24 protein-coding genes are annotated in these 25,602 nt (G+C 68.8%); 19 read left to right on the plus strand and 5 right to left on the minus strand.

The genetic code is table 11. The annotated features are described in order from the left end of the window. Nucleotides 1-3: 3 nt before the first annotated feature. From F5X71_RS19500 to F5X71_RS19510, 3 genes are all read right to left on the minus strand, one after another. Nucleotides 4-1,392, minus strand: coding sequence for an aspartate aminotransferase family protein (locus tag F5X71_RS19500; RefSeq protein ID WP_167463332.1), 1,389 nt, complete (start codon nucleotides 1,390-1,392; stop codon nucleotides 4-6). Nucleotides 1,393-1,508: 116 nt separating this feature from the next. Beyond that, on the minus strand, nucleotides 1,509-1,994 hold the full coding sequence (locus F5X71_RS19505) for an Lrp/AsnC family transcriptional regulator (RefSeq protein ID WP_167463333.1): 486 nt from the start codon (nucleotides 1,992-1,994) through the stop codon (nucleotides 1,509-1,511). A 112-nt stretch (nucleotides 1,995-2,106) separates the two neighbouring features. Then, nucleotides 2,107-3,633: a PucR family transcriptional regulator gene (locus F5X71_RS19510; RefSeq protein ID WP_167463334.1), complete on the minus strand. Its 1,527-nt coding sequence runs from the start codon at nucleotides 3,631-3,633 to the stop codon at nucleotides 2,107-2,109. A 134-nt stretch (nucleotides 3,634-3,767) separates the two neighbouring features. Between F5X71_RS19510 and F5X71_RS19515 the strand changes: the two genes are divergently transcribed. The 4 genes from F5X71_RS19515 to F5X71_RS19530 all read left to right on the plus strand — a co-directional run bounded on the left by F5X71_RS19515 (nucleotide 3,768) and on the right by F5X71_RS19530 (nucleotide 9,659). Beyond that, the gene (locus F5X71_RS19515; protein WP_167463335.1) at nucleotides 3,768-5,198 is read left to right on the plus strand and encodes a gamma-aminobutyraldehyde dehydrogenase; all 1,431 of its coding nucleotides are present in this window, start codon (nucleotides 3,768-3,770) and stop codon (nucleotides 5,196-5,198) included. Nucleotides 5,199-5,210: 12 nt separating this feature from the next. After that, nucleotides 5,211-6,764, plus strand: a complete 1,554-nt coding sequence (locus tag F5X71_RS19520) for an APC family permease (protein WP_167463336.1) — start codon at nucleotides 5,211-5,213, stop codon at nucleotides 6,762-6,764. A gap of 61 nt (nucleotides 6,765-6,825) precedes the next feature. Continuing rightward, a complete protein-coding gene (gabT, locus tag F5X71_RS19525; protein WP_167463337.1) occupies nucleotides 6,826-8,205 on the plus strand; it encodes a 4-aminobutyrate--2-oxoglutarate transaminase in 1,380 nt (459 codons plus the stop codon). Continuing rightward, nucleotides 8,205-9,659: an NAD-dependent succinate-semialdehyde dehydrogenase gene (locus F5X71_RS19530; protein ID WP_167463338.1), complete on the plus strand. Its 1,455-nt coding sequence runs from the start codon at nucleotides 8,205-8,207 to the stop codon at nucleotides 9,657-9,659. The genes gabT and F5X71_RS19530 overlap by 1 nt, the downstream gene beginning before the upstream one ends. 15 nt (nucleotides 9,660-9,674) lie before the next feature. On the opposite strand, the gene F5X71_RS19535 is transcribed toward F5X71_RS19530, so the two are convergent. Next, the gene (locus tag F5X71_RS19535; RefSeq protein WP_167463339.1) at nucleotides 9,675-10,298 is read right to left on the minus strand and encodes a hypothetical protein; all 624 of its coding nucleotides are present in this window, start codon (nucleotides 10,296-10,298) and stop codon (nucleotides 9,675-9,677) included. 45 nt (nucleotides 10,299-10,343) lie between these two features. Beyond that, nucleotides 10,344-10,973 carry a TetR/AcrR family transcriptional regulator gene (locus tag F5X71_RS19540; RefSeq protein ID WP_167463340.1) on the minus strand — a complete coding sequence of 210 codons (630 nt, stop codon included), beginning with the start codon at nucleotides 10,971-10,973 and terminating at the stop codon, nucleotides 10,344-10,346. A gap of 112 nt (nucleotides 10,974-11,085) precedes the next feature. Between F5X71_RS19540 and F5X71_RS19545 the strand changes: the two genes are divergently transcribed. The 15 genes from F5X71_RS19545 to F5X71_RS19615 all read left to right on the plus strand — a co-directional run bounded on the left by F5X71_RS19545 (nucleotide 11,086) and on the right by F5X71_RS19615 (nucleotide 25,601). Further along, nucleotides 11,086-12,471 (plus strand): ABC1 kinase family protein, encoded by a 1,386-nt coding sequence (locus tag F5X71_RS19545; protein ID WP_167463341.1) that lies wholly within the window; start codon nucleotides 11,086-11,088, stop codon nucleotides 12,469-12,471. A gap of 238 nt (nucleotides 12,472-12,709) precedes the next feature. Further along, nucleotides 12,710-13,471 carry a nuclear transport factor 2 family protein gene (locus F5X71_RS19550; RefSeq protein ID WP_167463342.1) on the plus strand — a complete coding sequence of 254 codons (762 nt, stop codon included), beginning with the start codon at nucleotides 12,710-12,712 and terminating at the stop codon, nucleotides 13,469-13,471. After that, nucleotides 13,468-14,958 (plus strand): cytochrome P450, encoded by a 1,491-nt coding sequence (locus F5X71_RS19555; protein WP_167463343.1) that lies wholly within the window; start codon nucleotides 13,468-13,470, stop codon nucleotides 14,956-14,958. The genes F5X71_RS19550 and F5X71_RS19555 overlap by 4 nt, the downstream gene beginning before the upstream one ends. A 37-nt stretch (nucleotides 14,959-14,995) precedes the next feature. Then, nucleotides 14,996-15,241, plus strand: coding sequence for a ferredoxin (locus F5X71_RS19560; RefSeq protein ID WP_167463344.1), 246 nt, complete (start codon nucleotides 14,996-14,998; stop codon nucleotides 15,239-15,241). Then, on the plus strand, nucleotides 15,238-16,089 hold the full coding sequence (locus tag F5X71_RS19565; RefSeq protein WP_167463345.1) for a hypothetical protein: 852 nt from the start codon (nucleotides 15,238-15,240) through the stop codon (nucleotides 16,087-16,089). The genes F5X71_RS19560 and F5X71_RS19565 overlap by 4 nt, the downstream gene beginning before the upstream one ends. A 54-nt stretch (nucleotides 16,090-16,143) precedes the next feature. Then, nucleotides 16,144-16,794 (plus strand): hypothetical protein, encoded by a 651-nt coding sequence (locus F5X71_RS19570; protein WP_167463346.1) that lies wholly within the window; start codon nucleotides 16,144-16,146, stop codon nucleotides 16,792-16,794. A 45-nt stretch (nucleotides 16,795-16,839) separates the two neighbouring features. Beyond that, the gene (locus tag F5X71_RS19575) at nucleotides 16,840-17,658 is read left to right on the plus strand and encodes an ABC transporter permease (RefSeq protein ID WP_238815332.1); all 819 of its coding nucleotides are present in this window, start codon (nucleotides 16,840-16,842) and stop codon (nucleotides 17,656-17,658) included. Then, nucleotides 17,658-18,527, plus strand: a complete 870-nt coding sequence (locus tag F5X71_RS19580; protein ID WP_167463348.1) for an MlaE family ABC transporter permease — start codon at nucleotides 17,658-17,660, stop codon at nucleotides 18,525-18,527. The genes F5X71_RS19575 and F5X71_RS19580 overlap by 1 nt, the downstream gene beginning before the upstream one ends. A 2-nt stretch (nucleotides 18,528-18,529) precedes the next feature. Next, nucleotides 18,530-19,552 (plus strand): hypothetical protein, encoded by a 1,023-nt coding sequence (locus F5X71_RS19585; RefSeq protein ID WP_167463349.1) that lies wholly within the window; start codon nucleotides 18,530-18,532, stop codon nucleotides 19,550-19,552. Continuing rightward, complete coding sequence (locus tag F5X71_RS19590; protein WP_167463350.1) at nucleotides 19,549-20,553, plus strand: MlaD family protein; 1,005 nt, start codon at nucleotides 19,549-19,551, stop codon at nucleotides 20,551-20,553. The genes F5X71_RS19585 and F5X71_RS19590 overlap by 4 nt, the downstream gene beginning before the upstream one ends. Next, a complete protein-coding gene (locus F5X71_RS19595; RefSeq protein WP_167463351.1) occupies nucleotides 20,550-21,536 on the plus strand; it encodes an MlaD family protein in 987 nt (328 codons plus the stop codon). Before F5X71_RS19590 ends, F5X71_RS19595 begins: the two co-directional genes overlap by 4 nt. After that, nucleotides 21,536-22,615 carry an MlaD family protein gene (locus F5X71_RS19600; RefSeq protein WP_167463352.1) on the plus strand — a complete coding sequence of 360 codons (1,080 nt, stop codon included), beginning with the start codon at nucleotides 21,536-21,538 and terminating at the stop codon, nucleotides 22,613-22,615. Before F5X71_RS19595 ends, F5X71_RS19600 begins: the two co-directional genes overlap by 1 nt. Next, entirely contained in the window at nucleotides 22,612-23,592 is a 981-nt protein-coding gene (locus F5X71_RS19605) for an MlaD family protein (protein ID WP_167463353.1), read from the plus strand. The genes F5X71_RS19600 and F5X71_RS19605 overlap by 4 nt, the downstream gene beginning before the upstream one ends. Beyond that, nucleotides 23,589-24,545, plus strand: coding sequence for an MlaD family protein (locus tag F5X71_RS19610; protein WP_167463354.1), 957 nt, complete (start codon nucleotides 23,589-23,591; stop codon nucleotides 24,543-24,545). Before F5X71_RS19605 ends, F5X71_RS19610 begins: the two co-directional genes overlap by 4 nt. Before the next feature lie 144 nt (nucleotides 24,546-24,689). Continuing rightward, a complete protein-coding gene (locus tag F5X71_RS19615) occupies nucleotides 24,690-25,601 on the plus strand; it encodes an alpha/beta hydrolase family protein (protein WP_167463355.1) in 912 nt (303 codons plus the stop codon). Nucleotide 25,602: the final 1 nt, after the last annotated feature.

The following is a 25,602-nucleotide window of genomic DNA, read 5'->3' on the forward strand; positions in this document are numbered from 1 at the left end:
TGCTCAGATCAGTTTCCATGCGCCGGTGAGTGTTTCGCGCAAGATCTGCTCCATCTCGTCGAACTGGGCCTGCTCGCAGATCAGCGGCGGGGCCAGCTGGATGACCGGCTCGGCGCGGTCGTCGGCCCGGCAGTGCAGGCCGGCTTCGAACAGCGACTTGGACACGTAGCCCTTGAGGATGCGGGTCGCTTCCTCATCGGTGAAGCGCTCCTTGGTATTTCGATCCTTGACCAGCTCCACCGCGTAGAAGTAGCCTGCGCCGCGCACCTCGCCGACGATGGGCAGATCGGTGAGCTTGTCCAGGGTGGACTTGAAGCGGGACTCGTTGGCCAGCACGTGCTCGTAGATTCCGTCGCGCTCGATCAGATCGAGGTTTGCCATGGCCACCGCGCAGGCGACCGGGTGGCCGCCGTAGGTCGAGCCGTGCATGAACGTCGCGCCGTGCCGGAACGGCTCGGCGATCCGATCACTGACCAGCACCGCGCCGAGCGCGGCATAGCCGGAGGTGAGCCCTTTGGCGGTGGTGAGGATGTCGGGCTGGTAGCCGAAACGCTTTGCGCCGAAATCATATCCGAGGCGACCGAAGGCGCAGATCACCTCGTCGGAGACGAGCAGCACATCGTGGCGATCGCAGATCTCGCGCACGCGCTGGAAATAGCCCGGCGGCGGCACGAAACAGCCGCCGGTGTTCTGCACCGGCTCGAGGAATACCGCGGCGACGGTCTCGGGGCCCTCGAACAGGATCGCCTCTTCGATCCGGTCGGCGGCCCAGCGCCCGTACGCGTCGTAGTCGTCGGCGTGTTCGGTGGCGCGGAAGAAATTCGTGTTCGGCACCCGCATGGTGCTCGGCACCAGCGGCTCGAAATCGGCCTTCGCACCGGGGATTCCGGTGATCGACAGCGCGCCCATCGAGGTGCCGTGGTAGGCCATCGAGCGGCTGATCACCTTGTGTTTGGTCGGCTTGCCGGTCAGCTTGAAGTACTGCCGCGCGAGTTTCCATGCGGTTTCGACGGATTCGCCGCCGCTGACGGTGAAGAACACCCGATTCAGGTCGCCGGGGGCAGCCACCGCCAGGCGCTCGGCGAGCTCGATCGCCGTCGGGTGCGCGTAGCCCCACAGCGGGAAGTAGGCGAGTTCGCGGGTCTGCCGCGCCGCCGCCTCGGCGAGTTCGGCGCGGCCGTGACCGACCTGCACCGCGAACAGACCGGCGAGCCCGTCGAGGTAGCGCTTTCCCGCGGCATCCCAGATGTAGGCGCCTTCACCGCGCACGATCACCGGCGTCTCGGCATCGGTGTCCTCGGATTGCTGGGTGAAGTGCATCCAGAGATGGTCGCGGACGACGCGGGCCTGGTCGCTGGTGCCGGCGGCGGGCAGATCGGTGATAGCGCTCATGGTTTCGGTTATCCCACATCACACCAGCACCTGCAACTGGATCCGTTGCAAAACGGGCGGCAGTCAAGCGATAAGGCCGAAATTGATCTCATGGGCTACGGATTTCGTTGTCCAACTCAGCGTGTGCCCCACTGATAGGTCTGCTTGCGCAGCTTCAGGTAGATCATGATCTCGGCGTGCCGCACACCGGGCAGCGTGCGCAACCGGTTCGACACGAGATCCAGCAGGGCCGCGTCGTCGGCACAGACCGCCTCGCACAGCACGTCGTAGCGGCCCGCGCACTCGACCACGTAACTGATCTCGTCCATCGCCGTGAGCGCGTCGGACACCGGCCGCAGCGGACCGTCGACCGTGATCGCGACCATCGCCTGCCGAAACAACCCGACCTGCAACGGATCCGACACCGCGACGATCTGGATGACGCCCGCGTCGGAGAGCTTCTGCACCCGCTGCCGTACCGCGGCCTCCGACAGCCCGACCGCCTTCCCGATCGTCGCGTAGGCACGGCGCCCGTCCTCCTGGAGCTGGGCGATGATCTTCTTCGAGGTCTCGTCGAGCACCGGCGCCGTCCGGTTCGATTCTTGGTCGCTCACGCTCGGCATCCTGCCCGAACACCAGGACCCCGACAAGCATCGGAGGCGGTGTCGACGGCCGGATCCGGCACTCCCCCGGCCGCTCGGCAACGAAATCCGTCGAATTTCCGCTCGACCCGATTCAGCCACGGCGGGCCAGGATGGCGAGCAGTAGCTCCGCGCGCACCCTGGCGTTGTCGAGATCGCAAGCCAGCAGGTCTTCGACGAGGGCAATGCGCTTGCGCAGCGTGTGCCGATGCACGCTGAGCGCCGCCGCGGCCGACTCCCACTGGCCATTCGCCTCCAGGAAGGCGTGCAACGCGGAAAGCAGGTCGGTGTCATTGCTCCGGTCGTGCTCGGCGAGCGGGGCGAGCACGGTCTCGGCCATCGCGTCGAGCACCTGCCTGCTCGCCTCGAACGCCAGCAGCGAACGACCGGTCATGGCGTCGAATTCCACTGGGGCACCGCCGTGTTCGGCCGCAGAGGCGGCCAGTGCCGCATTGGCGGCGGCCATGGCGAGTTCACGCAACCGGTGCGCGCCGCTCAGTCCGATCCGGCTGAGCGTGCGCGCCGGGGAACCGATGTCGATCGCGAGCCCGCGCGTGAACGCGACACCGTCGGCACCAGGCAGCACCACGGTGATCCGCTGCGCGCACTCGTGCAGGAACACCGGCGTGCCCGCGGCATGCAGCGCGGCGGTCACCGCCGCACGCACCTCGGCCAGCGCACCGGGCGAATCGCACACGGCGACGAGCACGCGGATGCGGCCGTCGACATCGGCGGCGGGCCTCAGTTGTGCCCACGCGGGCGCGAGATCGGCTTCCGCGCTCAGTACCAGGGCCAGCGCCTGACTGTTGAGCTGCTGCTGCGCGGCTTGGAGGCGAACCGGTTTCGCGAAGTCCAGGGCGAGCAGGGAGTTGGCGTGGCCGAGCAGGATCTGGTCGACGCCGCTCAGCGGCACCGGGCTGACCACCACCAGCTCGCCGAACGCGCGCCGGTCGACACCGATGCGCTGGTGGGTGATCGACGCCCCGGACGTCTCGGTCCGCACGCTGCTCGCCGCGCCGGTCGGATCGGTCGCGAGGGCGGCCCGCACGGCACGCAGCAGCTCGGCCGATGGCGCCTGCGGATGGCATTCGACGACCTTGCCCGTCGCGTCGACGATCAGCACCGTCGCCGCCAGCGAGCCGGCCAATTCCCGCACGATCGCCCGCGCGCCGGACTTGAGCAGCGCCTTGGTCATGCGCGGTTGCGCGCGCGAGGCCCGCAGCAGCGCATCGTACTGGAGTTCGGCGACCCGCGCCGTGACTTTCTTCACCACCGCCGCGAACGGCGTCGGCAGCGGCACCTCGATCAGCGGGATGCGGATGGCATCGGCCGCGGCGATCAGATCCGCGGGCACCTCGGCGTAGCTGAGACCGGTGCCGAAGCCGACCGCCGCCACCCCGCACTCGTCGAACGCGCGCAGATAGGCCGCGCGCTCCCGGCTGGTGCGCGGCAACCGCATACCGGTGGTGAGCACCAGCTCACCGCGCGAAAGCCACGGGAACGGATCTTCCAGTTCGGTGGTGAGCACGAGGTCGACCTCGCGTCCGATACCGGCGGCGCCGCCCCGGAGCCGGAGTGCGAGATCCGCTTGGGACAACACCCAGCTAATCGGTACAGCCATCGCGTGCAGTGTACAGAACGTCGAAGAACCACCCCATGATTCGCCGTCTTGTCGAGAGGCGCTCGAATGTGTCTCAGGGCACACTGATCCAGGGCGACCCCCGAAGACCACGCCCAAGAGATGGACGGTGAACAATGTCATTACCGGTATTCGAGAACTTCATCGACGGCGAATTCGTGGCTTCCAGCGCCGCCGAAACACTCGATCTGGTGAATCCGGTGGACGAGACCGTGGTGGGTCGGGCGCCGATCTCCAACCGGTCCGACATCGATGCCGCCATGGCCGCGGCCGCCAGGGCCTTCGAATCCTGGGGCAGGACAACGCCGAGCGCACGCCAGTCCGCGCTGCTGAAGCTGGCGGACGCGATCGAGGCGCACTCCGACGAACTCGTCGAGGCCCAGTGCCGCAACACCGGTCAGCCCAAAGCGGTGATCGCCGCGGAGGAGATCGCGGTCAGCGCCGATCAGATCCGCTTCTTCGCCGGTGCGGCCAGAATGCTGGAGGGCCGCCCCGCCGGAGAGTACATGGCGGGCTTCACCTCCTACGTGCGGCGCGAACCGATCGGTGTGGTCGGGCAGGTGACGCCGTGGAACTACCCGTTCATGATGGCGATCTGGAAGATCGGCCCCGCACTGGCCGCGGGCAATACGATCGTGCTCAAGCCGAGCGATACCACGCCGGAGAGCACGCTGGTGCTGGCGCGACTGACGAAAGGCATTCTGCCGGACGGGGTTTTCAATGTCGTGCTCGGCGACGCGAGCACCGGAACGGAGCTGGTGAGCCACCCGACCCCCGGGCTGGTATCGATTACCGGCTCGGTGCGCGCCGGCATCGCGGTGGCCGGATCGGCCGCACAGCAGCTCAAGCGCACCCACCTCGAGCTCGGCGGCAAGGCGCCCGCCATCGTCTTCGGTGACGTCGATATCGACAGGGCCGCAAGCGGTATCGCGGAGGCGGCGTTCTTCAACGCCGGTCAGGACTGCACCGCGGCGACCAGGGTGCTGGTGCACGAGTCGATCCACGATCAGCTCGTCGACGCGCTGGTGCGTAAGGCGCAGACACTGAAACCTGGCCTGCCCGACGACCCGGAGACCTTCTACGGTCCGCTCAACAACGCCCGCCACTTCGCCGCGGTCCTCGGCAAGCTCGCCGCGCTGCCCGCGCACGTCAAGGTCGTCCTCGGCGGAAAACGACTGGGCGAGAAGGGCTTTTTCGTCGAGCCCACGATCGTCACGCAGGTGCGCCAGCACGACGACATCGTCCAGGAAGAGACCTTCGGCCCGGTGCTGACGGTGCAGCCGTTCCGCGACGAGGCGCAGGCCATCGACTACGCCAACGGCGTCCGCTACGGCTTGGCCGCCAGCGTCTGGACCAAGGACCACGCCACCGTCGAACGCTGCACCCGCGCTTTGGATTTCGGCGCAGTCTGGGTGAACTGTCATATCCCGCTGGTGGCCGAGATGCCGCACGGCGGGTTCAAGTACTCCGGCTACGGTAAGGACCTTTCCGCCTACAGCGTCGAGGAATACACGCGCGTCAAGCACGTGATGAGCGCACACGACTAGGCGGACGAGCACATGAGCAGAACCAACGCCCCTGGTCCGGAGTTGGTCGACAAAGGACTGGCGTCGGGGCAGGTCGGCGCGTTCGCCGGTGCGGTACTCGGTGTCTCGACCGTCGCGCCCGGCTACACACTCACCGCCAGCCTCGGGTTGATCGTGGCCGCGGTGGGCTTGAAACTGCCCGCCATCCTGATCGCCGGCTTCATTCCGATGTTCCTCACCGCCTACGCCTACCGCGAGCTGAACTCGCGCATGCCCGACTGCGGTGCCTCGTTCACCTGGTCCACCAAGGCCTTCGGGCCCTACGTGGGCTGGATGTGCGGCTGGGGCATGGTGATGGCGACGATCATCGTGCTGTCCAACCTGGCCTCGATCGGCGTGGAGTTCCTTTATCTGTTCCTCGCGCGGATCTCCGGCAACGCGGGCCTTGCCGACCTGGCGGGCAACAAGGCGGTCGACATCGCCACCACACTGCTGTTCATCGCGATCGCCACGGTGGTCGCGGGGCGCGGGGTCACCACCAGTGAACGGGTGCAGTACGTGCTCGTCGGGTTCCAGATGGTCGTGCTGCTCGCGTTCGCGGTGGTCGCGCTGGTCCGGGTCGGCACCGGCGACGCGCCCGGCGGGCTGAGCTTCGAACTCGACTGGTTCAACCCCTTCGCCGGAATCACGGTGACCGCGTTCGCGATCGGCGTCACCGGATCGATCTTCGCGTTCTGGGGCTGGGACACCTGCCTGACCCTCGGCGAGGAGTCCAAGGATCCGGACAAGGTGCCGGGCCGCGCCGGATTGCTGTGCGTGCTCTCGATTCTGCTGACGTACCTGCTCGTCGCGGTGGCGGTGATGATGTACGCCGGTGTCGGCGAGAGCGGACTCGGCCTCGGCAACGCGGCGAACGCGGACAACGTCTTCGGCGCGCTGGCCGATCCGGTGCTCGGCTGGGCAGGCCCGCTGCTGCTGCTCGGGGTGCTCGCCTCCTCGGTGGCCAGCCTGCAGACGACCTTCCTGCCCGCCGCGCGCACCCTGCTGGCGATGGGCGCCTACGGCGCGTTCCCGAAGAGGTTCGCCGCCGTGAGCCCCCGCTTCCGGGTGCCCGCGTTCAGCACCGTCGTCGCGGGCATCGTCACCGGGATCTTCTACACCTTGGTGACACTGCTTTCCGAACACACGCTGATGGATACCGTTGCCGCACTCGGCATCATGATCTGCTGGTACTACGGCATCACCGCGTTCGCCTGCGTATGGCACTTCCGCGCCGAATTGTTCAGCAGCGCACGCAATATCGTGTTCAAGTTCACGTTCCCGCTGCTCGGTGGACTGTTGCTGCTCGCGGTGTTCGGGGTCTCGGTACGCGAGAGCATGGACCCCGACAACGGCAGCGGCGCCTCGATCGGCGGCATCGGCCTGGTGTTCTTCATGGGGTTCGGGATGCTGTGCCTCGGTGCGGTCCTGATGCTGGTGGCGCGGTGGTGGAGTCCCGGGTTCTTCCGCGACGGCCTGGCCGTGCCCGAGACGCCGGTGCCCGCCGAACCCATTGTCCCGGCCTTGGTTCCGGCCGAACTGCGTTGAGACCACCTATTCCCCGCGCGGACCGATGCCCGCGCACACTTCGACCCGTTAGGAAGTTCCGATGATCGACAGCGCCCACCGTTTGGCGCAGCAGCGCAAGCTCGTCACGGCACTGCCGGGCCCGCGTTCGGCGGCGCTGGCCGCCCGCCGGGCGGCCGTGGTGGCCGCCGGCGTCGGCTCGTCGGTACCGGTCTACGCGGCCGACGCCGACGGCGGCGTCATCGTCGACGTCGACGGAAACTCACTGATCGACCTCGGTTCCGGGATCGCGGTGACCAGCGTCGGCGCCGCGCACCACGCCGTCACCGCCGCGATCGCCGACCAGGCCGCGCGGTTCACCCACACCTGCTTCATGGTCACGCCGTACGAGGGCTACATCCAGGTGGCCGAGGAACTCGCCGCGCTCACCCCGGGCCGCCACGAGAAGCGCACGGTGCTGTTCAACTCCGGCGCCGAGGCCGTCGAGAACGCGATCAAGGTGGCACGCTTGGCCACCGGGCGCAGCGCGGTCGTCGCCTTCGATCACGCCTACCACGGCCGCACCAACCTGACGATGGCGCTGACCGCGAAAAACAAGCCCTACAAAGCGAAATTCGGTCCGTTCGCGCCCGAGATCTACCGGATGCCGATGTCCTACCCCTACCGCGACGGCGACTCGTCGGGCGTGGCGGCGGCCAGGCGCGCGATCTCGCGCATCGAGGTGCAACTCGGCGCCGAGGCGTTGGCCGCGCTGATCATCGAACCGATCCAGGGCGAGGGCGGTTTCATCGTGCCCGCTCCGGGTTTCCTTCCGACACTGGCGGAGTGGGCGGCACGCCGGGGCATCGTGTTCATCGCCGACGAGGTGCAGACCGGCTTCGCCCGCACCGGAGCCTGGTTCGCCAGCGAGCACGAGGGCGTGGTGCCCGACCTCGTCACCATGGCCAAGGGGATCGCGGGCGGCATGCCGCTCGCCGCCGTCACCGGGCGGGCCGCGTTGCTCGATGCCGTCCACCCCGGCGGGCTCGGCGGCACCTACGGCGGCAATCCGGTGGCCTGTGCCGCCGCGCTGGCCACCATCGCGACCATGCGCGAACTGGATCTGCCCGCACGCGCACGGGCCATCGAGGCCGCGGTGCTGCCGCGGCTGCGCGCGCTGGCCGCGGCGGTCGACGTCATCGGCGACGTGCGCGGGCGTGGCGCGATGCTGGCCATCGAGATCGTGCGGCCGGGCAGCACCGAGCCCGATCCCGATCTGACCAGACAGATTGTCGCCGAGGCGCTTTCGCGCGGCGTGGTGCTGCTCGCCTGCGGCACCTACGGCAATGTCGTCCGACTGCTGCCGCCGTTGGTCATCGACGACGAGCTGCTCGCCGACGGCATCGAGGTGCTCACCGACGTGGTGCGCACGCTGGCCGGCCGAAACTCCCCCGCCCCCATCGAATTCCGGAGGAACAACTGATGCGTAGGCGCACCGCTCTGCTCGACGAGGTGCCGACCGGGCTGTGGCTGGGCGGGCACCAGGTGGAGGCCGGCGACGCGGCCACCTTCCCGGTCCATGATCCGGCCACCGGCGCGGTGCTCACCGAGGTGGCCGACGCCACGGTCGCCGACGGGACGGCCGCGCTGGACGCCGCGGTCGCCGCCCAGCCGGAGTGGGCGGCGCGACCGTCCCGCGAGCGCGCCGAAATCCTGACGCGCACCTGGGAACTCGTCCTGCGCAGGCGCGACGACTTCGCGGCGCTGATGACCGCCGAGATGGGAAAGCCGTTGGCCGAGAGCCACGGTGAACTCACCTACGGCGCCGAGTTCCTGCGCTGGTTCGCCGAGGAGGCGGTGCGGGTGCACGGCCGCTACACCCATTCGCCCTCCGGCAACGGCAGGATCCTGGTGACCAAGCAACCCGTCGGTCCGACGCTGGCCATCACGCCGTGGAACTTTCCGCTCGCGATGGGCACCCGCAAGATCGCGCCCGCACTCGCCGCCGGCTGCACCATGGTGGTCAAGCCCGCCCCCGAAACGCCGCTCACCATGCTGCTGCTCGGCCGGATGTTCGCCGAGGCCGGCCTGCCGCCGGGCGTGCTCTCGATCCTGCCGACCACCCGCGCGGCCGAGCTGACCGGACCCCTGCTCGCCGATCCACGCCTGCGCAAGGTCACCTTCACCGGCTCCACGGCGGTCGGCAAGCTGCTGCTCGCGCAGTCCGCCGATCGGCTGCTGCGCACGTCCATGGAACTCGGCGGCAACGCGCCGTTCGTGGTGTTCGCCGACGCGGATCTCGACGCCGCGGTGGACGGCGCGATGGCCGCCAAGATGCGCAACATCGGCGAGGCCTGCACCGCCGCGAACCGCTTCCACGTCGACAACGCGGTGCGCGCGGAGTTCACCGCGCGACTCACCGCCCGCATGGCCGCGTTGAAGATCGGCCCCGGCCACCTCGACGGCGTCCAGGTGGGGCCGCTGATCAACGAGCGACAGCGAAACACCGTCGCGGAGTTGGTATCCGACGCCGTGACCAAGGGCGCGGTCGTCACTACCGGTGGCGACCGCGTGGCAGGCGAGGGCTACTTCTACGCGCCGACCGTGCTGGCGGATGTCCCGGCCGACGCGCGCATCCTGCGCGAGGAGGTCTTCGGCCCGGTCGCCGCGATCACCGGATTCGACGGCGAAGCCGAGGGTGTCGCGGTGGCCAACAACACCGAATTCGGCTTGGCCGCCTACATCTACACCACCGATCTGGACCGCGCGCTGCGCGTCGCCGAGGCCGTCGAGTCCGGGATGGTCGGCATCAACCGCGGCATCATCTCCGATGTCGCGGCCCCCTTCGGCGGCATGAAGCAGTCCGGACTCGGCCGCGAAGCGGGCACCGAGGGCATCGAGGAATACCTCGAAACCAAATACATTGCGCTGACCTGAGATCCGGGCGGGCCGTCAGCCGCAGTTCAGGAATTTCAGGCGGCCCGCGTAGTCCACGGGCAGGTAGCGCTCCGGGCCGGTGGTCCATGGCTGGGCGGATTCGGGGTCGTAGCGGTCGGGCATCGCGACGCCGTCCGGCGCTGCCGCGACGAAACCCGCCGCCGCCGTGGTCTGGGTCGCGCGCCAGAGGTGATCTTGGAAGGCGACCACGCCCGCGACATCGGAATCGCGGGCGCTGCCCCGTGATTCGGCCACCTTCGTGGCGACGCCCTCGGTGGACAGATAGATCGGCGAGCCGTCCGGACGCACGTCGCCGTCGATGCTGATCACGTCGTCCATGGCGTAGCGGGACCGCAGCACCGAGGCGATCTCGGACTGCGCGAACACCAGGATGTCGCGCGCACCGCGCGCGGCGACGACCGCCTCGGCCAGCGCCTCGTTCACCGGCCCCGGCTCGTGCTCGGTCCGCGACGGATCGGCGGGCTCACGATACCCGAAGCTGTAGGCCACGATCAGCGTCAGCGCGTCCGCGGGCCGGGTGGGCACCGTCGACAGGTCCGGCAGCGCGCAACCGGCGACGTCAGGTGCCGCGGCCGCGGTGTAGGACACCCCGCCAACCAGCGCGACCGCGGCGGCCACGACCGATACGGCACGACGCCGTCGGGAACTTCTCATATCCATGTATCACTCCGGTCCGGGTCGGGTCGAGGCCTCGATGATCGGGGGAAAGTAGGTGCGGGCGAACCAGCGCGCCTGTTCATCGGTTTCGACGGGCAGCGCGTCGCTGGGCACCATGAGCAGCGAGGCCGTCACCCGGATGAACATTTCGGCGGCGCGCAAGGCCGCGTCGAGCGGGAGGGTGTCGGCGACGATGGACACCGCGACCGCGGCCCGCACCGGTTCCATCGCCGCGACATTGTCGGCCAGGAACGAGGTCAGGGTCTCGGGCTCGAACTGGCGCAGCGCCACCACCAGCGGATGGCGCCGTGACTCGCGGATGCCGACCACGAAGGTCTCGATCGCCTTCTCCGCCGGCGTCGGCTTGGTCAGCACACGGTCGCTGATCGAGACGAAGAACGCGACCACCTCCCGTACCACGACCTGACGCACGATCTCGTCCTTGTCGCCGAGGCGGCGGTACAGGGTCGGCCGGGACACCTTCGCGCGACGGGCGATATCGCCGACCGAGGTGCGCCGGAACCCGTGCTCGATGAACTCGGCCCGCGCGGCGTCCAGTAGCCGAACCTGCTCAGCGTCCGTGGCCGGCAACGCCGACCCGAACAGCTGATCTACCTCGATGCCTGCGGGGGTCATGCCTGCGAGGTTATCGCTTGACCCGAACCAAGTGGTATCGACGCAGGTGAATCAGCGAAAGAATTTCGTCTCATCGTTCGTCAGCGACCGGTCGGCACGTAATACTCGACGCATGACGAGGATGCCGCGGTCCCGCGCCGGCCGAGCCGCCGCCCTTGGCGGGGTGCTCGGCGCCGAGACAGCCAAGCGTGCCGCGCGAAAGGCGACCGACCTGGTGCGCACCGACACCGCCGCCGAGAAGAGCCGCGACACGCTGTTCGCCGAGCAACTCGTCACCGTCCTCGGCTCGATGCGCGGGCTCGCCATGAAGGTGGGGCAGTTGCTGTCGCTGATCGATCCCGGGATATTGACGCCCGATCAGCGCGAGCTGTTCCAGTCCGCCCTGGCGAAGCTGCAAGACGACGGCCCGTGCGTGCCGTGGGAGCGGATGCGCGGCAGGCTCGAGACCGCACTCGGCGGCGCGGTGACCGCGGTGTTCGCCGAATTCGACACCGAGCCGGTCGCGGCCGCCTCGATCGGGCAGGTCTACCGGGCCAGGCTCACCGACGGTCGGGCGGTCGCGGTGAAGGTGCAATATCCCGGGATCGAGGCGGCGGTCACGGCGGACCTGAAGAATCTGCGCACGCTGCTCAGCGCGTATCGATTCCTGCGCCCCGAACTGGACACCGGCGCACTCGCCGACGAATTGGCGGCCAGGATGACGGAGGAACTGGACTACCGCATCGAAGCCCGCAACACCGCGTACCTGGCCGAGCGGTACGCCGGGCACCCGTTCATCCGGATCCCGGAGGTCGTCGCCGAGCTGTCGGGCCAGCACGTGATCGTCACCGAATGGCTTGCGGGACAACCATTGCGGTCCGCGTATACGGCGTCGACCGCCGAACGCAATCGCCTCGCCGAGATCTTGTTCCGGTTCTACGGCGCGACGCCCTACCTGCTGGGTCAATACAACGCCGATCCGCATCCGGGCAATGTCGTGCTGCTCGATGACGGCAGCGTCGGCTTCCTGGATTTCGGGCTGTGCAAGACGGTCGACGCGGCTACCGCCGCGGCCGAGCTCGCCGCACTGCGCGCCGGAATCGACGGCGATGTCGACCGCGTCGTGGAGTTGATGGAGACGCGCGGCTTCGCCCGGCGCGCCGATGTCGGCCCGGCTGCGGCCTTCGCGGTCTTCCTCCAGGTGTTCGGCTGGTACCTGCGCGACGAAGAAGCCGCGATCACCCCCGAGATCGCGAACGATCTCGTCGGCCTCTTCGGCGCCAAGTCCGGAGTGTCGTTGCGGCCGTTCAATCTTCCGGCGGCGCACGCCCTGCGCGGTCGAGCCGAGTTGCAGCTCGCCGCGGTACTCGGCCAGCTGCGCCCGCGGCTGAACCTGCACCGGATCGCCAGGGAGTGGATCTTCGGCGATGAACCAGTCACCGAACTCGGTCGCGCCCATCGCGCATGGCAGGACGCCGCGCGGCATCGCGAGCGAGCCACAGAGAAACATATCGACTGAATTGTAAACACCGCATCTGCCACGCCAGCGCGTGTCGACAGCCCTGTCGCCCTGCGAATATTGCCTGTTAAAACGGCTCTTTTCGGCCAGAACATCGAACTGCACGTCACCGATCACACGCACAAAGATTGCCGAATCCCTTGACGTCTGTGTTACATCAACATACTTTTGTTTCACTGTCACATCGGCAGCGTGGCTGAGCCGGATCTCGGCCGCCGCAGTGCGAGAAAGGCAACCGATGAGGACCTTGCATCATCTCGGCCCGTCCCCGGAGCACCGCCGTTACCAGGCGCTGTTGCCGCAGTTCTGGGCGCGGGTCGAACAGCAGGAGGCCGAGGCACTCGAGCGTGGCTATCCAATCCAGGGCGCCACGGAGTTCGGCCGGGCCTGGTTCGACGCGTGGGCCACCCAGAGCGTGCCAAAACTGCGCGAATGCCTCTCCCCCAGTTGCGACTTCATCGACAGCTCGACCTTTCAGCAGGTCCGGATCGGCCGCGAGGAGACGCTGGCCAACTGCCAGGCCTGTTTCGACGCGTTTCCGGATATGGCGTTCTACCCGCAGGACGACAGCCTGCGATCGCTGCCGTACAGCGACTACTCGCACCAGCAGCTGCGCATGACCTTCCCCTGGCGCGGTATCGCGCGCTGGACCGGGCCGCTGCGCCTGCCCGGCACCGACATCGTCTTCCCGCCGACGGGTCGCTGCCTCAACTTCATCGGGGTCGACCGCTACCTGCTCACCGACGATTTCCGGATCACCCACATCGATACCGACTGGGACCTGCTGTATATGGGAATCCAGTTGTCCCCGCTCGGTATTCGCAGCCCCAAGCTCGGCTATCTGAAGATTGCCGCATTCGCCGCACGCACCCTCGTCCCGCTGCTGCGCCGAGCGGGGCGTGGCGGCATCGCGGGCCATCGCGACTTCGATCTGCCCATGCCCGCCATCACGCGGGCCGAGCAATGGCAGCCCGAGAACGCCGGAAAGGTGCCAGCATGACCGCCCAGCACCACGCCCGCTCAGCGGAAACCGGCAGCGACACAACGCCATCCGGGAGAACGGTCCCCTTTCCCGGAATCAGCCCGCACCCGAGTGCGACGCCACGGCGCCGACGCCGGATCAGCACGCTCGGGCGCACCGTCGATCCCGCGCTGCCCGGCCCCAAGGGGCGGCCCGTCGTTGGCGTCCTTCCCGAATTCCGCCGCGACCCTTTCGAATCCGTGCGCGGCTGGGCCCGCACCTACGGCGATGTGTTCCACGTGCCGCTGCCGCTGTGGAACCTCGTCATGGTCAACCATCCCGACCTGGTCAACCAGGTGATGAACGACCGTGACGGCCGGTTCAGCATGGTCGGCCCCGGTGAACAGCCCATCGCCAGGACCATCGGGTCCGCGCTGCCGATGATGGAGGGCGACCGGTTCCGCCGCAGGCGGCGCATGCTGACGCCGATGTTCGGCCGCCGCCACCTGGCGCGCATCGCCGACACCATCGTCGACGAGTTCGTCCAGCGGATCGAACGATGGGATCACTTCGCCGACACCGGCACGGTTGTCGACCTGCAGCACGAGATCGCCCAGGTCACCCTGCCCGCGTTCCTGCGCGCGATGTACTCCACCAAGCTGAGCGATGATCGACTCGCACAGGTGGATGTCGATATGCGGCTGCTCATGCGCGCCGTCGCGGCCGCCGCGCTGCTGTCGAATCCACCCAATCCCCTGCCGATTCCGGGCACGAACAATCTCCCGATGTCGGTCTATCGGCTGTCCCGATTGGTCAGCGGGCTGATCGACGACCGGCTCGCGCATCCGTCGGAGCAGACCGACCTACTCGGCCTGTTGCTGGACAGCCGCTACGACGACGGCACCGGTTTGTCCCGGCGCGACCTACGGGCCGAACTGATCGCGCTGATGGGCGGTGGCTACGAGACCGTGGTCGCGTCGCTGTCGCATACCCTCGCCCACCTGTGCACGAACCCGGAACCGGCCCAACGGCTCTTCGACGAGATCGACGAACTCGACGGCGCCACCCCGACGCTCGACGATCTGTCCCGCCTCACCTGGGCGAAGGCCTGCTTCGACGAGGGCCAGCGGTTGCAGGGGCATCCGATGAATCCGCGACTGGCCGTGCGCGACAGCGAGATCGCCGGATTCCATATCCCGCGGGGAACATTGGTCGGCACGCCGGTGTACACGGTGCACCGGGACGAGCGCTGGTGGCGCGCGCCCGACAGCTACGACCCGACCCGGTTCACCGCCTCGGACCACCCCGCCCGGCCGAACAACGCCTTCATCCCGTTCGGCGCGGGACCGCATCACTGCATCGGCTCGGGCATGGCCTACATGAACGCGCAGTTCCTGCTCACCCTGATCTTCCAGCGCTATCGGCTGCACACCGAACCGGGGTGGCGGCCGCGGCACGCCTCCACCTTCTCGATCACCCTCGACGGTGGCCTGCCGGTGCGCCTCAGCCGCGTCCGAAAGCGGTGAGCGGGTGCGCAATCCGACTTTCGAGAGAGGTATGGCGATGACAACGACCCGGGTCGAGGTCGATCAGGACCGCTGCCAATCGGCGGGGTACTGCGTGCGCACGGCGCCGGAGATCTTCGCGCTCGACGACGACGGCATCGTCGCGATCCGGGCCGCGGGCCGGTTGTCGGCGGGACCGGTCGTGGTCGCCCCGGCAGACCTCGACCAGGTCGATCGCGCGGCATGGGACTGCCCGGCCGCCGCGATCACCGTCACTCAGCAGACGCAGGAGAGCAGTTCATGAGCGAAATGCCCACTACACCAATGCTCCTCGCCGGTACATGGACACCCCCGCCGGTCACCGAGGCCGGACCGCTCGCAGCCTGGCTGCTGCTCGGCGTCGGGCTCGCCTCCGTGCTGGCCAGCCTGGTCTACGCCGCCGGGCTCGCCCTGGCCCGGGACCGCGAGAACGCGAAACTGTTCTGGCTCATCACCCTCGGCGCACTCGTCGTCTTCTCGTTCTACGTCGAGCCGTGGATGGACGTGATCGGCGCGACCACCTACATGACCAACGTCTTCGACCCGGTCGTCACGATCGTCGACCGACCGATTCCGTGGCATGTCGTGGTGGCCTACACCGGCGGCATCGGCGTCGCGACGATGGGCGCCTACCTGCTCATCCGCAACGGTCGTCCGGCGCGCGAGCTGTTCGGCTGGGCCGCTTTCATTTCCGTCACCGAATGCCTCGGCGAAATGATCAGCTGCCACTACGGCGTGATGCTGTACTACGACAACAAGGCGCTGGTCTTCGGCGTGCCCATGCCGAGCCTCATCCAGAACGGCGGCATGTTCGTGCTCATCGGCGCGACACTGGCGGCGCTGCTGCCGCGGCTGCACGGCTGGCGGCGGGCCGTGGTGGTGCCGTTCGTCGCACCGGCGGTGTATCTGGCCTACACCCTGCTGTGCACGTTGCCCAGCTACTACGCCATCCACAACGACGCCTCGACCGCGGTGTCCTGGGGGCTGTCCATCGTCTCGACCGCGCTGAACCTCGGTGCGGTGATCGCGGCGGCGTACGCGCCCACCGTGGTCCGGCTCCGCACCGAAGCGGCACGCAGTGTCCCGAGACCGCGCACACCGGTCGTCGCCTGAATCGGTCCCGCCGGTGCCGACAGACGCAGTCGAGCAGAAGAGAAGGTGATGTGGATGACCACGGATATCGAGGCGGCAGTAGCCGTTGCCGACGAATCGAGCGCCGAGGCACGTAACGGTGCCACGGGGCGCCGCAGGCGACCGGCGCTCCCGCGGGCGCGGCAAACGGTTTCCGTGCGGCTCAGCACGGCGATCCTGCTAGGCGTCGTGGTAGTGCTCGTGCTCGTCGTCGCCGCGCTCGGGTGGGGAATGCTCAGCGCCGGCGATGACGCGGCGGCCGCACGCGCGGAGGTGAGCGCCCTGCGGGCGGCCGCCGACGACCGCCGGCACGCCGAACAGGTGGCCACTCAGTACGCGGTCGGCGCGGCGGAGATGAATTTCGCGCAGCTCGGCGACTGGTCGACCCGGTTGACCGCGAACACCTCCCCCGAGCTGGCCGCAAAACTGCGTCAGGCCGCGGCCTCCATGGAACAGATCATCGTTCCGCTGCAATGGGTTTCGACACCCACCCCGATCGCGGCCGTGGTCCGCTCCGAGCAGAACGGCACCTACATCGTGCACTGTTTTGTCAGCGTGCTGACCAAGAACACACAGGCCGCCAACGGCATGCAGTCGACCGCGACCTACACGGTCACCGTGGACAAGGGCTCGGGTTGGCAGGTCACCGATGTGGGCGGCATCGATTCCGCCCTGGGCGGCAAGTAGGCCGTCGTGGAAAACTCGTACAGCCCAAGGGAATTGCCGGCGCAAGTGACGGCACAGGCCAATCGCGTGGTGGATCACCTCGCGGCCACCGCGCGAACCAGCACCGCGACGGTCGGGCGCTCGGTGGCGCTGGCGGCCGCGATACTCGGCCACCTCGGCAACGACATCCGGCGCGGGCGCCTGCCTTTCGGCGAATGCGTGCAGCAGGCCTGGCAGCTGCTGAAAGTCACCGCGATACCGGCGATATTGATGGCCGTCCCGTTCGGCGCGGTGGTGTCGGTGCAGGTCGGCGGGCTGGTCCAGCAGGTCGGGGCGACCTCGCTGACCGGCGCGGCCAGCGGACTCGGCGTCATCCGCGAGGGCGCGCCGCTCGCGGCCGGGCTGCTGCTCGGCGGCGCCGCCGCCGCGGCGATCGCCGCCGACCTCGGCGCGCGCGCCATCCGGGAAGAACTGGACGCGATGCGGGTCATGGGCGTGGATCCCGTGCAGCGGTTGGTCGTCCCGCGAATGCTGGCCCTGCTCGCGATCGCGCCCGTGCTGCTGATCGTGATCGTCACCGTCGGGGTCGGCTCGGCCTACGCCGTGGCCGTCGCGGTGAGCGGGGTCAGCAGCGGGAGCTTCTGGGCGTCGTTCGGGGCGTTCGCCACCACCGGCGATCTCGTCATGGCGGTGGTCAAGACGCTCACCGCGGCGGTGCTGGTGGCGATCATCGGCGGATTGCGCGGGCTGGAGGCACACGGCGGCCCGCGCGGCGTAGCCGACGCGGTGAATTCCGCCGTCGTCCTGAGCGTCACGATGATCATCTTCTCGGCGCTGCTGCTCACCCAGGCGCAGACCATGTTCCTGCCGAGCCGGATCGCGTGATGACCACGGTTCCCGCCCGATACAGCCCCGTCCCGCGCCTCGATCGGCTCGCCAGGCGCGCCACCCGCGCGGCGGGCAACGCGTTCGCCGAGGTCGGCCGGGTGGTCGTATTCGTCTCGCGCACACTGTGGTTGCTCCCGATCACGCTGCGGCACTACCGCGCGCAGACCTTCCGGACCCTGAACAACCTCGCGTGGGGCCGCGGGTCGCTGATCGTCGACGGCGGTGTGGTGTCGACGATGCTCATCCTGGGCGTGGCGATCGGCGCGGTGGTGTCCATCGAGGCGTTCGCCGGCCTGGATCTGATCGGCTTCGGCGCCCTGTCCGGCGTCATCGGCGGCATGGCCAATATTCGGGAGATGGCCCCGATCGTCGCGGGGGTCGGTTTCGCCGCCCAGGCGGGCTGCCGGATGACCGCGGAGATCGGCGCGATGCGGATCGCGGAGGAGATCGACGCCATCGAAGCCCTTGGTGTGCGGGTGATCCCGTTCGTGGTCGGCACGAGACTGCTCGGCGGCATGCTGTGCGTCGTTCCGGCGTATCTGGCGACGCTGCTGCTGAGTTTTCTCACCTGCCGCACCGTCGTGACGGTCTTTCACGCGCAGTCGAGCGGCACCTACAACCACTACTTCGAGCAGTTCCTCGACCCCGCCGACGTGATCCTGTCCACCGCGAAGGCGGTGTTGTTCTGTGCGGCAGTCACATTCATCCACTGCTACTTCGGCTTCTTCGCCGCGGGCGGGCCCGCCGGGGTCGGCATCGCCGCCGGGCGCGCCATCCGCGCGAGCCTGGTGGTGATCATCGTGCTCGATCTGGCACTGACCGTTCTGCTGTGGGGGCTGACCCCGGAATTCGTGTTCAAGGGGTAGGGATGTCGGATCTGTTGGCAGGCTCGGACCGACGGCAGCGCCGGATCATGGTGCTGGCCGGGGTGCTGACCGTGAGCGTCATCCTCGCCTGCCTGCTGGTCGTGGTGCGAAAGCCCACTTCCGTTGCCGCCGATTCCATCCGGATCACCGTGCGGACCACCTATCTCGGCCCGGGCGTGCGCCCCGACACCCAGGTCCTGTTGCGCGGGGTCGAGGTAGGCCGGGTGGAATCGGTCCGGCCCCGCGCCGCGGGCGGTATCGATATGGCGATCCGCTTGCGGCGCAGCGGCATCGCCGGGCTCACCGACACCTTCGACTTCGACTATCGCCCGCAGAACTACTTCGGCGTGACCGGGGTGCATCTGATGCCCGGACCGGGCGGCGAACCACTGTCCGACGGAACCCGACTCACCCGCGCACCACGGGGCGACCACACGATGTCGGCGCTGCTGCGGCGCGCCGGGCAGCTGGCAGGCGGTACTCACACCGGCGAGCTCGTCGAGGTGGTCCGCCGCGTTGCCGACTACACGACCGCGCTGGCCCCGCTGCTCGAAACCGGAATCCTGGTGACGGGGCTGCTCGCCGAAACCCAGCGCGGCACCCCCATCGAACTGCTGGATCGGCTGCACGCGATCAACGGCCCGCTGCCCGATTTCATCGATCACGCCATCAGCGCGGAAACCGCGCTCCGGCAGATCCCTTCGGCACGCGCCGTGCTCGACGACTTCGCACCGATGGACGTCACCATGCAGCTGATCGCGACCGGCTTCTTCGGTCCCGTTGGCGCGCTGCTCGGTTCGCATGCCACCGACTTCACCCCGCTCACCGAGATCGTCCGGACCCTCTCCGACGTCGTCACCGCGACCCTGCGCAAGGCGCGCGCCGCCGTGCCGCTGGACACCGTGCTGTCCGGCATCGACTCGGCGTATACGGGTCCGGACGGTGACAAATCGCTGAAACTGCGTATCGCGCTGCAGGCGTTGCCATTTCTGGACGGCGCGCTGCCCGGTCCAGGGGGTCGATGATGGTGACACCGCGCAAGGCCCTGTGGCGGATGATCGTCGTCGCGGTGCTCACCACGGCGCTGTTCATCGGCGTCGCCAACGCGTTGCGCAACCCGGTCGAGGGCGACACCGCCACCTACACCGCGGAGTTCACCGACGTGTCCGGCTTGCGACCCGGCGCCGACGTGCGGCGGCAAGGCGTGCAGATCGGAAAGGTCACCGGCATCGACCTCCAGCGCACCGAGACCACCACGATCGCCGTCGTCGAGTTCGAACTGCGCGAAGACGAACCGCTCACCGCGGCCAGCCGAATGGCCGTCAAATACCAGAACCTCAGCGGCCTGCGCTATCTCGACCTCACCACCGACGACACACAACCCGACCGGACGCCGCGCAGGCGGGTACCGCTGGCCGCGACCACCGGCTCTTTCGACATCACCGCCCTGTTCCACGGTTTGGAGCCGGTGCTGGCGACGCTGGCACCCGAGCAGGTCAACCGGCTCGCCGCCGGTGTGCTCGCACTGCTCAACGGTGCAGGCGGCGTCGAGGAACTCACCGCCGGCGTGCGCGCGATCGCCGACTACGCGACCGACCGGCAGCACACCGTCTCGGTCCTGGTCGCGAACATCGGCAAGGTCGCGCAGACCATGCGCGGCCGGTCGCCGCAGGTGCTCGAGTTCATCCGGGACTTCCAACTGGCGATCGATCGGACCATGACCGTGCTCGACGAGTTCTACAAGACCGCGCAGTACGGCCCGCCGTTCGTCGACGCGGTGAACCGCCTGCTGACCGGACTCGGCTTGCACGAGGGCGGCGACCTCGACGGATTGTTGCGCACCGCGCTGTCCGCCATGACCGACGCACCCGCCCTGTTGCGCCTGCTGCCGACGGTTTCGGCCGGACTGGAACAGCTCGACGGCGCGCGTGTGGTCGACATGCATTGCGGCACGGGCGAAGCCGAGCTGCCTCCCGCGATCACGGTGTTGCTCGGCGGACAGCGGGTGGTGTTGTGCCGACGATGACATCGTTGATCGCGCGGACGCCGGAGGGCAGGCAGATAGCGCTCGGCGCGCTCGCCTACCTGCTCGCCGTGCTCGTGGCCGTGTCCGCCGGCGTGCTGTATCTGCATCCGCCACAGCAACAGTCGGTGACCTTCGAGATCACCGATGCCGCCGCGGTGCGTGCCGGGCAGGACGTCCGCGTCGCCGGCGTCCCGGTCGGCAAGGTGGAATCGGTATCGCTGCGGCCCGATCGGGTCCGGGTGACCGCGCGCATCCGGCGTGACGTATTCCTGGGCACGGACACCACGGTCGACATCAGAATGCTCACCGCCGTCGGCGGGTACTACGTGGCATTGCACGCCGCGGGCACCGAATCCCTTGGCAACGGCGTCATTTCCGCCGATCGGGTGACGCCGCCCTACCGCCTGCCCGATCTCCTGCACGACGCGCCGCCGAAGATCCGCGAGCTGAACGCGCCGGACATCGGGGCGAGCCTCGATCGCGTCGCCGCCGGGCTGCAAGCCAACCCGGGCTCGGTGCGCTCGATCATCGACGGTATCCAAGCACTGGCCGAGATCCTGTCACGCCAACGCGACCAGCTCGAAACGACGGTGTCAGTGTCCCGGGAGTACCTGAGCGCGTTCGACACCGACCGTGCCGCCCTGTTCGACATGCTCCGCAAGACCGCGATCATCCTGCAGGTATTGCGGGATACCCGAGCCGGTTTCACCGCCGCCTACCAGGGACTGGCGCAGCTGTTCGGCAAGGTCGACGTGCTGAGCCGGTTCTACGCGGGCCACCGTGCGGAGGTACTCGCGGCGGTGACCGGTCTCGATACCGCCCTGCGCGCGATGGGCACTGACATGCCGACGCTGATCGGCGATCTCGAGCAGTTCGTCGATCAGCTGAACTCGCTGCTCGGTCCCGACGGCGTCCGTCTGGTCGGTGCCGGACAGGTGCTCGCCACCGATCTGTGCGTCCCGATTCCCGGGAGGAGCTGCTGATGTGGCGACGCTTACGCGGACCGCTGGTGCTGACCGGCGCGGCGATCGTGCTCGCCGTCGCCGCCGGGGCGGCCGTGCGACCGAATTTCGCTGACACCCAGAACTTCTGCGCGATGATGCCGGACTCCATCGGCCTCTATCCTGGCAACTTCGTCACCCAGATGGGGGTGCGGGTCGGCACGGTCGAGCACGTCGAAGCCGCGGGGACCGCGGTGCGCGTCGAATTCTCCGTCGATGCCGCCCGTCCGCTCCCGGCGCAGGTGCGTGCGGTGAGCCGCGCCAGCTCGATTCTGGCCGACCGCAACCTCGAACTCGTGGGCAATTACACCGCCGGGCCGCGCCTGTCGCCGGGACAGTGCATCGACATCTCCGCCACCGCGACCGCCAAGAGCATCTCCGAGATCACCGGCGCGACAGCGGGTCTGCTCGACGGGCTCGGCGGCGCCGGAAACGGAAACGCCCTCGGCTCGACGCTCGCCGCGCTCGGTGCCCAGCTGTCGGGTAACGGCGCCGCCGCCGGCGCGGCGCTCACGAACGCGGGACAGGCGGCGGCGGGTTCGGACGCGATGATCAGTACGCTCGGCCAGCTGCTCGCCAACGCGGCACCGCTGGTCACCGCCGCAGATCAGCACTGGAGCGAGATCGACGCCGCGCTCGCCAGCGCCCCTGCGGCCTTGAACGAGCTGGCGCACCAGGTTTTTCCGGCGATCACCCAGATCTTCCACTACCTGCCGAACGCGATGAACCTGATCCTGGACGTCCAGCAGCGCCTCGGCCATATCCTGTGGCCGGGTTTGGACGTGGTGGCGACCACGCTGCGCGTGGCGGCGACCCGCGCCGCCGACATCGAGCGACTCGTCGCCACATTGCCCGTGCTGTCCGACTCGGTACGCGGGCTCCTCTCCGATCCAGGCCGACCCGAGATCGCCCTGATACCACCGCGATTCCGCGTGACGGTGGCCGACCCGCAGGCGCTCTGCGCGTTTCTCGGCGCCGGCTGCACCGTGGCGGCCGAGCAGGCCCAGCTCGCCGACGTGGACCTGCTGCAATTGGTCCTGCGCGGAGGTATACCCCGATGACCCCGCGCCTCCGTTCGTGGACAACAGCTTTGGTGATCACCGCGGCCGCGTTGACCGGCTGCTCATACAACCCGGCAAAGCTCGCGCTGCTCGATCGCCATGCCGCACCCGGCTATTCGATCACCGTCGAGTTCGACAACGCGCTCAATCTGCCGATCGGCGCGCGGCTGGTCCTCGACGGCGCGGCGATCGGCACGGTCGTGGCGATCGGACTGACCGAAACGGTGGTCGCCGTCCGCGCCGATATCGACGACGGAGTTCGCATTCCCGCCGACAGCACAGCCACCATCACCCAGGACACCGTGCTCGGCGATCCATACGTGAAACTCGATCGCCCGCAGCAGGATTCCGGCATTGTCCTAGCGGCGGGCGCGAGGATCGACGCCGCGCACACCACCGCCGCGACGAGCCTCGAAGACACCCTCGCCGCACTGTCGAACTTCTTCGGCAGCGGATCCCTTGCCCAACTCCAGCGCGCCGTCGCGAGACTCGATACCGCGCTGCCCCCGTCGCTCGACGACGTGCGCGGCCTCGCCGAGGTCCTCGCCACCGACATCCGGTCCCTGGCCGGTGGCACAGCCCAATTGGACCAGACACTCGCCGACGCTTCGGCCACCGTCACCGCGATCGATCGGCGCACCGCCGACATCGTCGCCACCTTCACCCCGGAGGCGATGCGGATGTGGGGAAATCTGCGCATCCTGCTCGGCCACATCGGCGTGCTGCTGCCCTCCGTGGGCAGCGTCTACAACGGCGGCTATTGGCTCGTGCCCATGATCGATTCGCTGGCGGGCACCGTCGAAACCGTCGGCGGCGCGGCGGGCACCGCGGCGGCGCTCGACCGGTTCCTGCGCACCACCCTGCTGCCGCTCTCGCGCGATCCGAAGGTCGAGGTCACCTCCTTGGTCACCGACGACGGCACCGAGCACATCGACGCCGTCGCCGACCTACTGCGCATGCTGGGAGCGGTCCGATGAACCTCAGGAACACCCTGTCGATCGGCGCGCTGACGGGACTGCTCGTGGCGTCCTGCGTCGCGATCGGGCACCAGGGCGTCGCCTGGCTCCCGGCCACCGACCAGCGGCACGCCAGCCTGTCCGTCGCCGACGCGAACGGCTTGGTGCGCGGCGCCAAGGTGCTGCTGCGCGGCGTGCCGATCGGCGAGATCACCGACGTCGTCGCGGCCGCCGACGCGGTCCGCGTCGACCTGCGCTATGCCGCGCGACGGCGCATCCCCGTCGACAGCAGCTTCCGCATCGAGAGCCTGTCGGCGCTCGGGGAGAGCTATCTGTCGGTGCTCCCGAACACCACCGAGGGACCGTACCTCGACGACAACCAGCGCATCGACGTGCGTTCCGTGGCGACCCCCGCCACGTTCGGCGAACTGTCGGCGGCGCTGACCCGACTGCTGGACGGCATCGAACCCGGCACCGTCAACACTCTCATCGATGAACTGGGCTCGGCCCTGCCCACCGATCCCGCTGTGGCACAGCAACTCGCACGGGCAGGCAGCTTGCTCACCACCACGCTGCTGATGAGCCGGGCACCGATCCGTGATCTGCTCGTCAGCGGCCAGAACCTGCTCGACCATGGGCCGCGGATCGGACCGGCGCTCGCCGCGGCCGGTATTCCGGTGCGCGACACCGGAACCAGTTTCGCCACCCTCGCCCAAACCGCGATCGAGATGATGCAGTCCAACGACTACCCGCGCGTCGTCGAGATCGGCCCCCTCGACTTCTTCCGCCGGCTGCGCGAGTTCGAGGACCGGATCGGCGGCGACACCGCGCAGCTGACCACCCGGCTGCTCCCCGGCATCCAGGCCGCGGCCGCCGCCATGGGCTCCATCGATATCAGCCGCCTGCTCGACTCCGCCGTGGCCGCTGTCGCGACACCGGGAGCGGTCACCCTGCGCGTCGGTCCACCGAAGTAGCCAGGTCACGCGCGTTGCACCGAGTGCGGCAGGTTCGCGCCGAGAGTGACGGTCGACACCTGTTGTCCGAGGGCGTCCGTATCGGTCGCCCACGGACAGTAGGGTGGCGGCGATGCGCCAGGGAAGAGGAGGTGGCCGGCCGTCATGGTGCCCGGTCCGCGGCGGCTGCGCCGAATAGTCGTTGCGGTGCTGGCCGCACTGCTGACCCTCGCGGTCGGGTACGGACCACGCGAGCCCATCGCACCGGCCATGGTCAGCTCCGGCATGCTGCCAGCCTCGCCGGACAAGCCGCTGCGTATCCCGTACGGCACCGACCCCGACTGCTTCGGCGACCTCTATTTGCCGAAGACCGGCCAGGGGCCCTATCCCGTCGTGGTCCTCATCCACGGCGGCGGTTGGGCGCAGAATCGCACCCTCACGCAGTTCAACGCGCAGTCCGCGGCATTGGCGGAGAACGGCGTCGCGGTGTGGAACATCGAATACCGGCGGGTCAACGGTACCGGCGGCTGGCCGGTCACCCTCACCGATGTCGCGGACGCGGTCCTGGCGCTCAGCACGAGCGTGCAGCGGCGATCGGGTAATGCGCTGGACCTGCAGCGGGTTCAAGTCGCGGGCCACTCGGCCGGCGGTCACCTGGCCGCGTGGGTCGCGGGTCGCTTCCAACGGTCGACGGAGCCGAAGGCGTTGCGCATCCGCAGCGCCACCCTCATGTCCGCGGTGCTCGACCCCGAGTACGCCGTCACCCGCGGCCGTGACGGATACGTCCGGAAACTGCTGGGCGGCTCGCCCAGCGAGGTCCCCGAACGCTATCGCTACGCCTCCCCCATCGCCCACCTTCCGACCGCCATGCGGATCACCGCGATTCACGGCGATGCCGACAACGTCGTCTCCCCAGAACAGAGCCGCCGCTACATCACCGCGGCCAGGCGTGCCCGCAACAGCGCCGACCTGCGCTTGCTCCCCGGAACCGGTCACGGCGAATTCGCCGACCCCACCTCCACGGCCTGGGCCACCACCCAGCAGGTCATCCTCGAACACGCCGACACAGTGCGCTGAG

The organism is Nocardia brasiliensis, from assembly GCF_011801125.1.
In the GTDB taxonomy this organism is placed as follows: Bacteria; Actinomycetota; Actinomycetes; order Mycobacteriales; family Mycobacteriaceae; genus Nocardia; species Nocardia brasiliensis_C.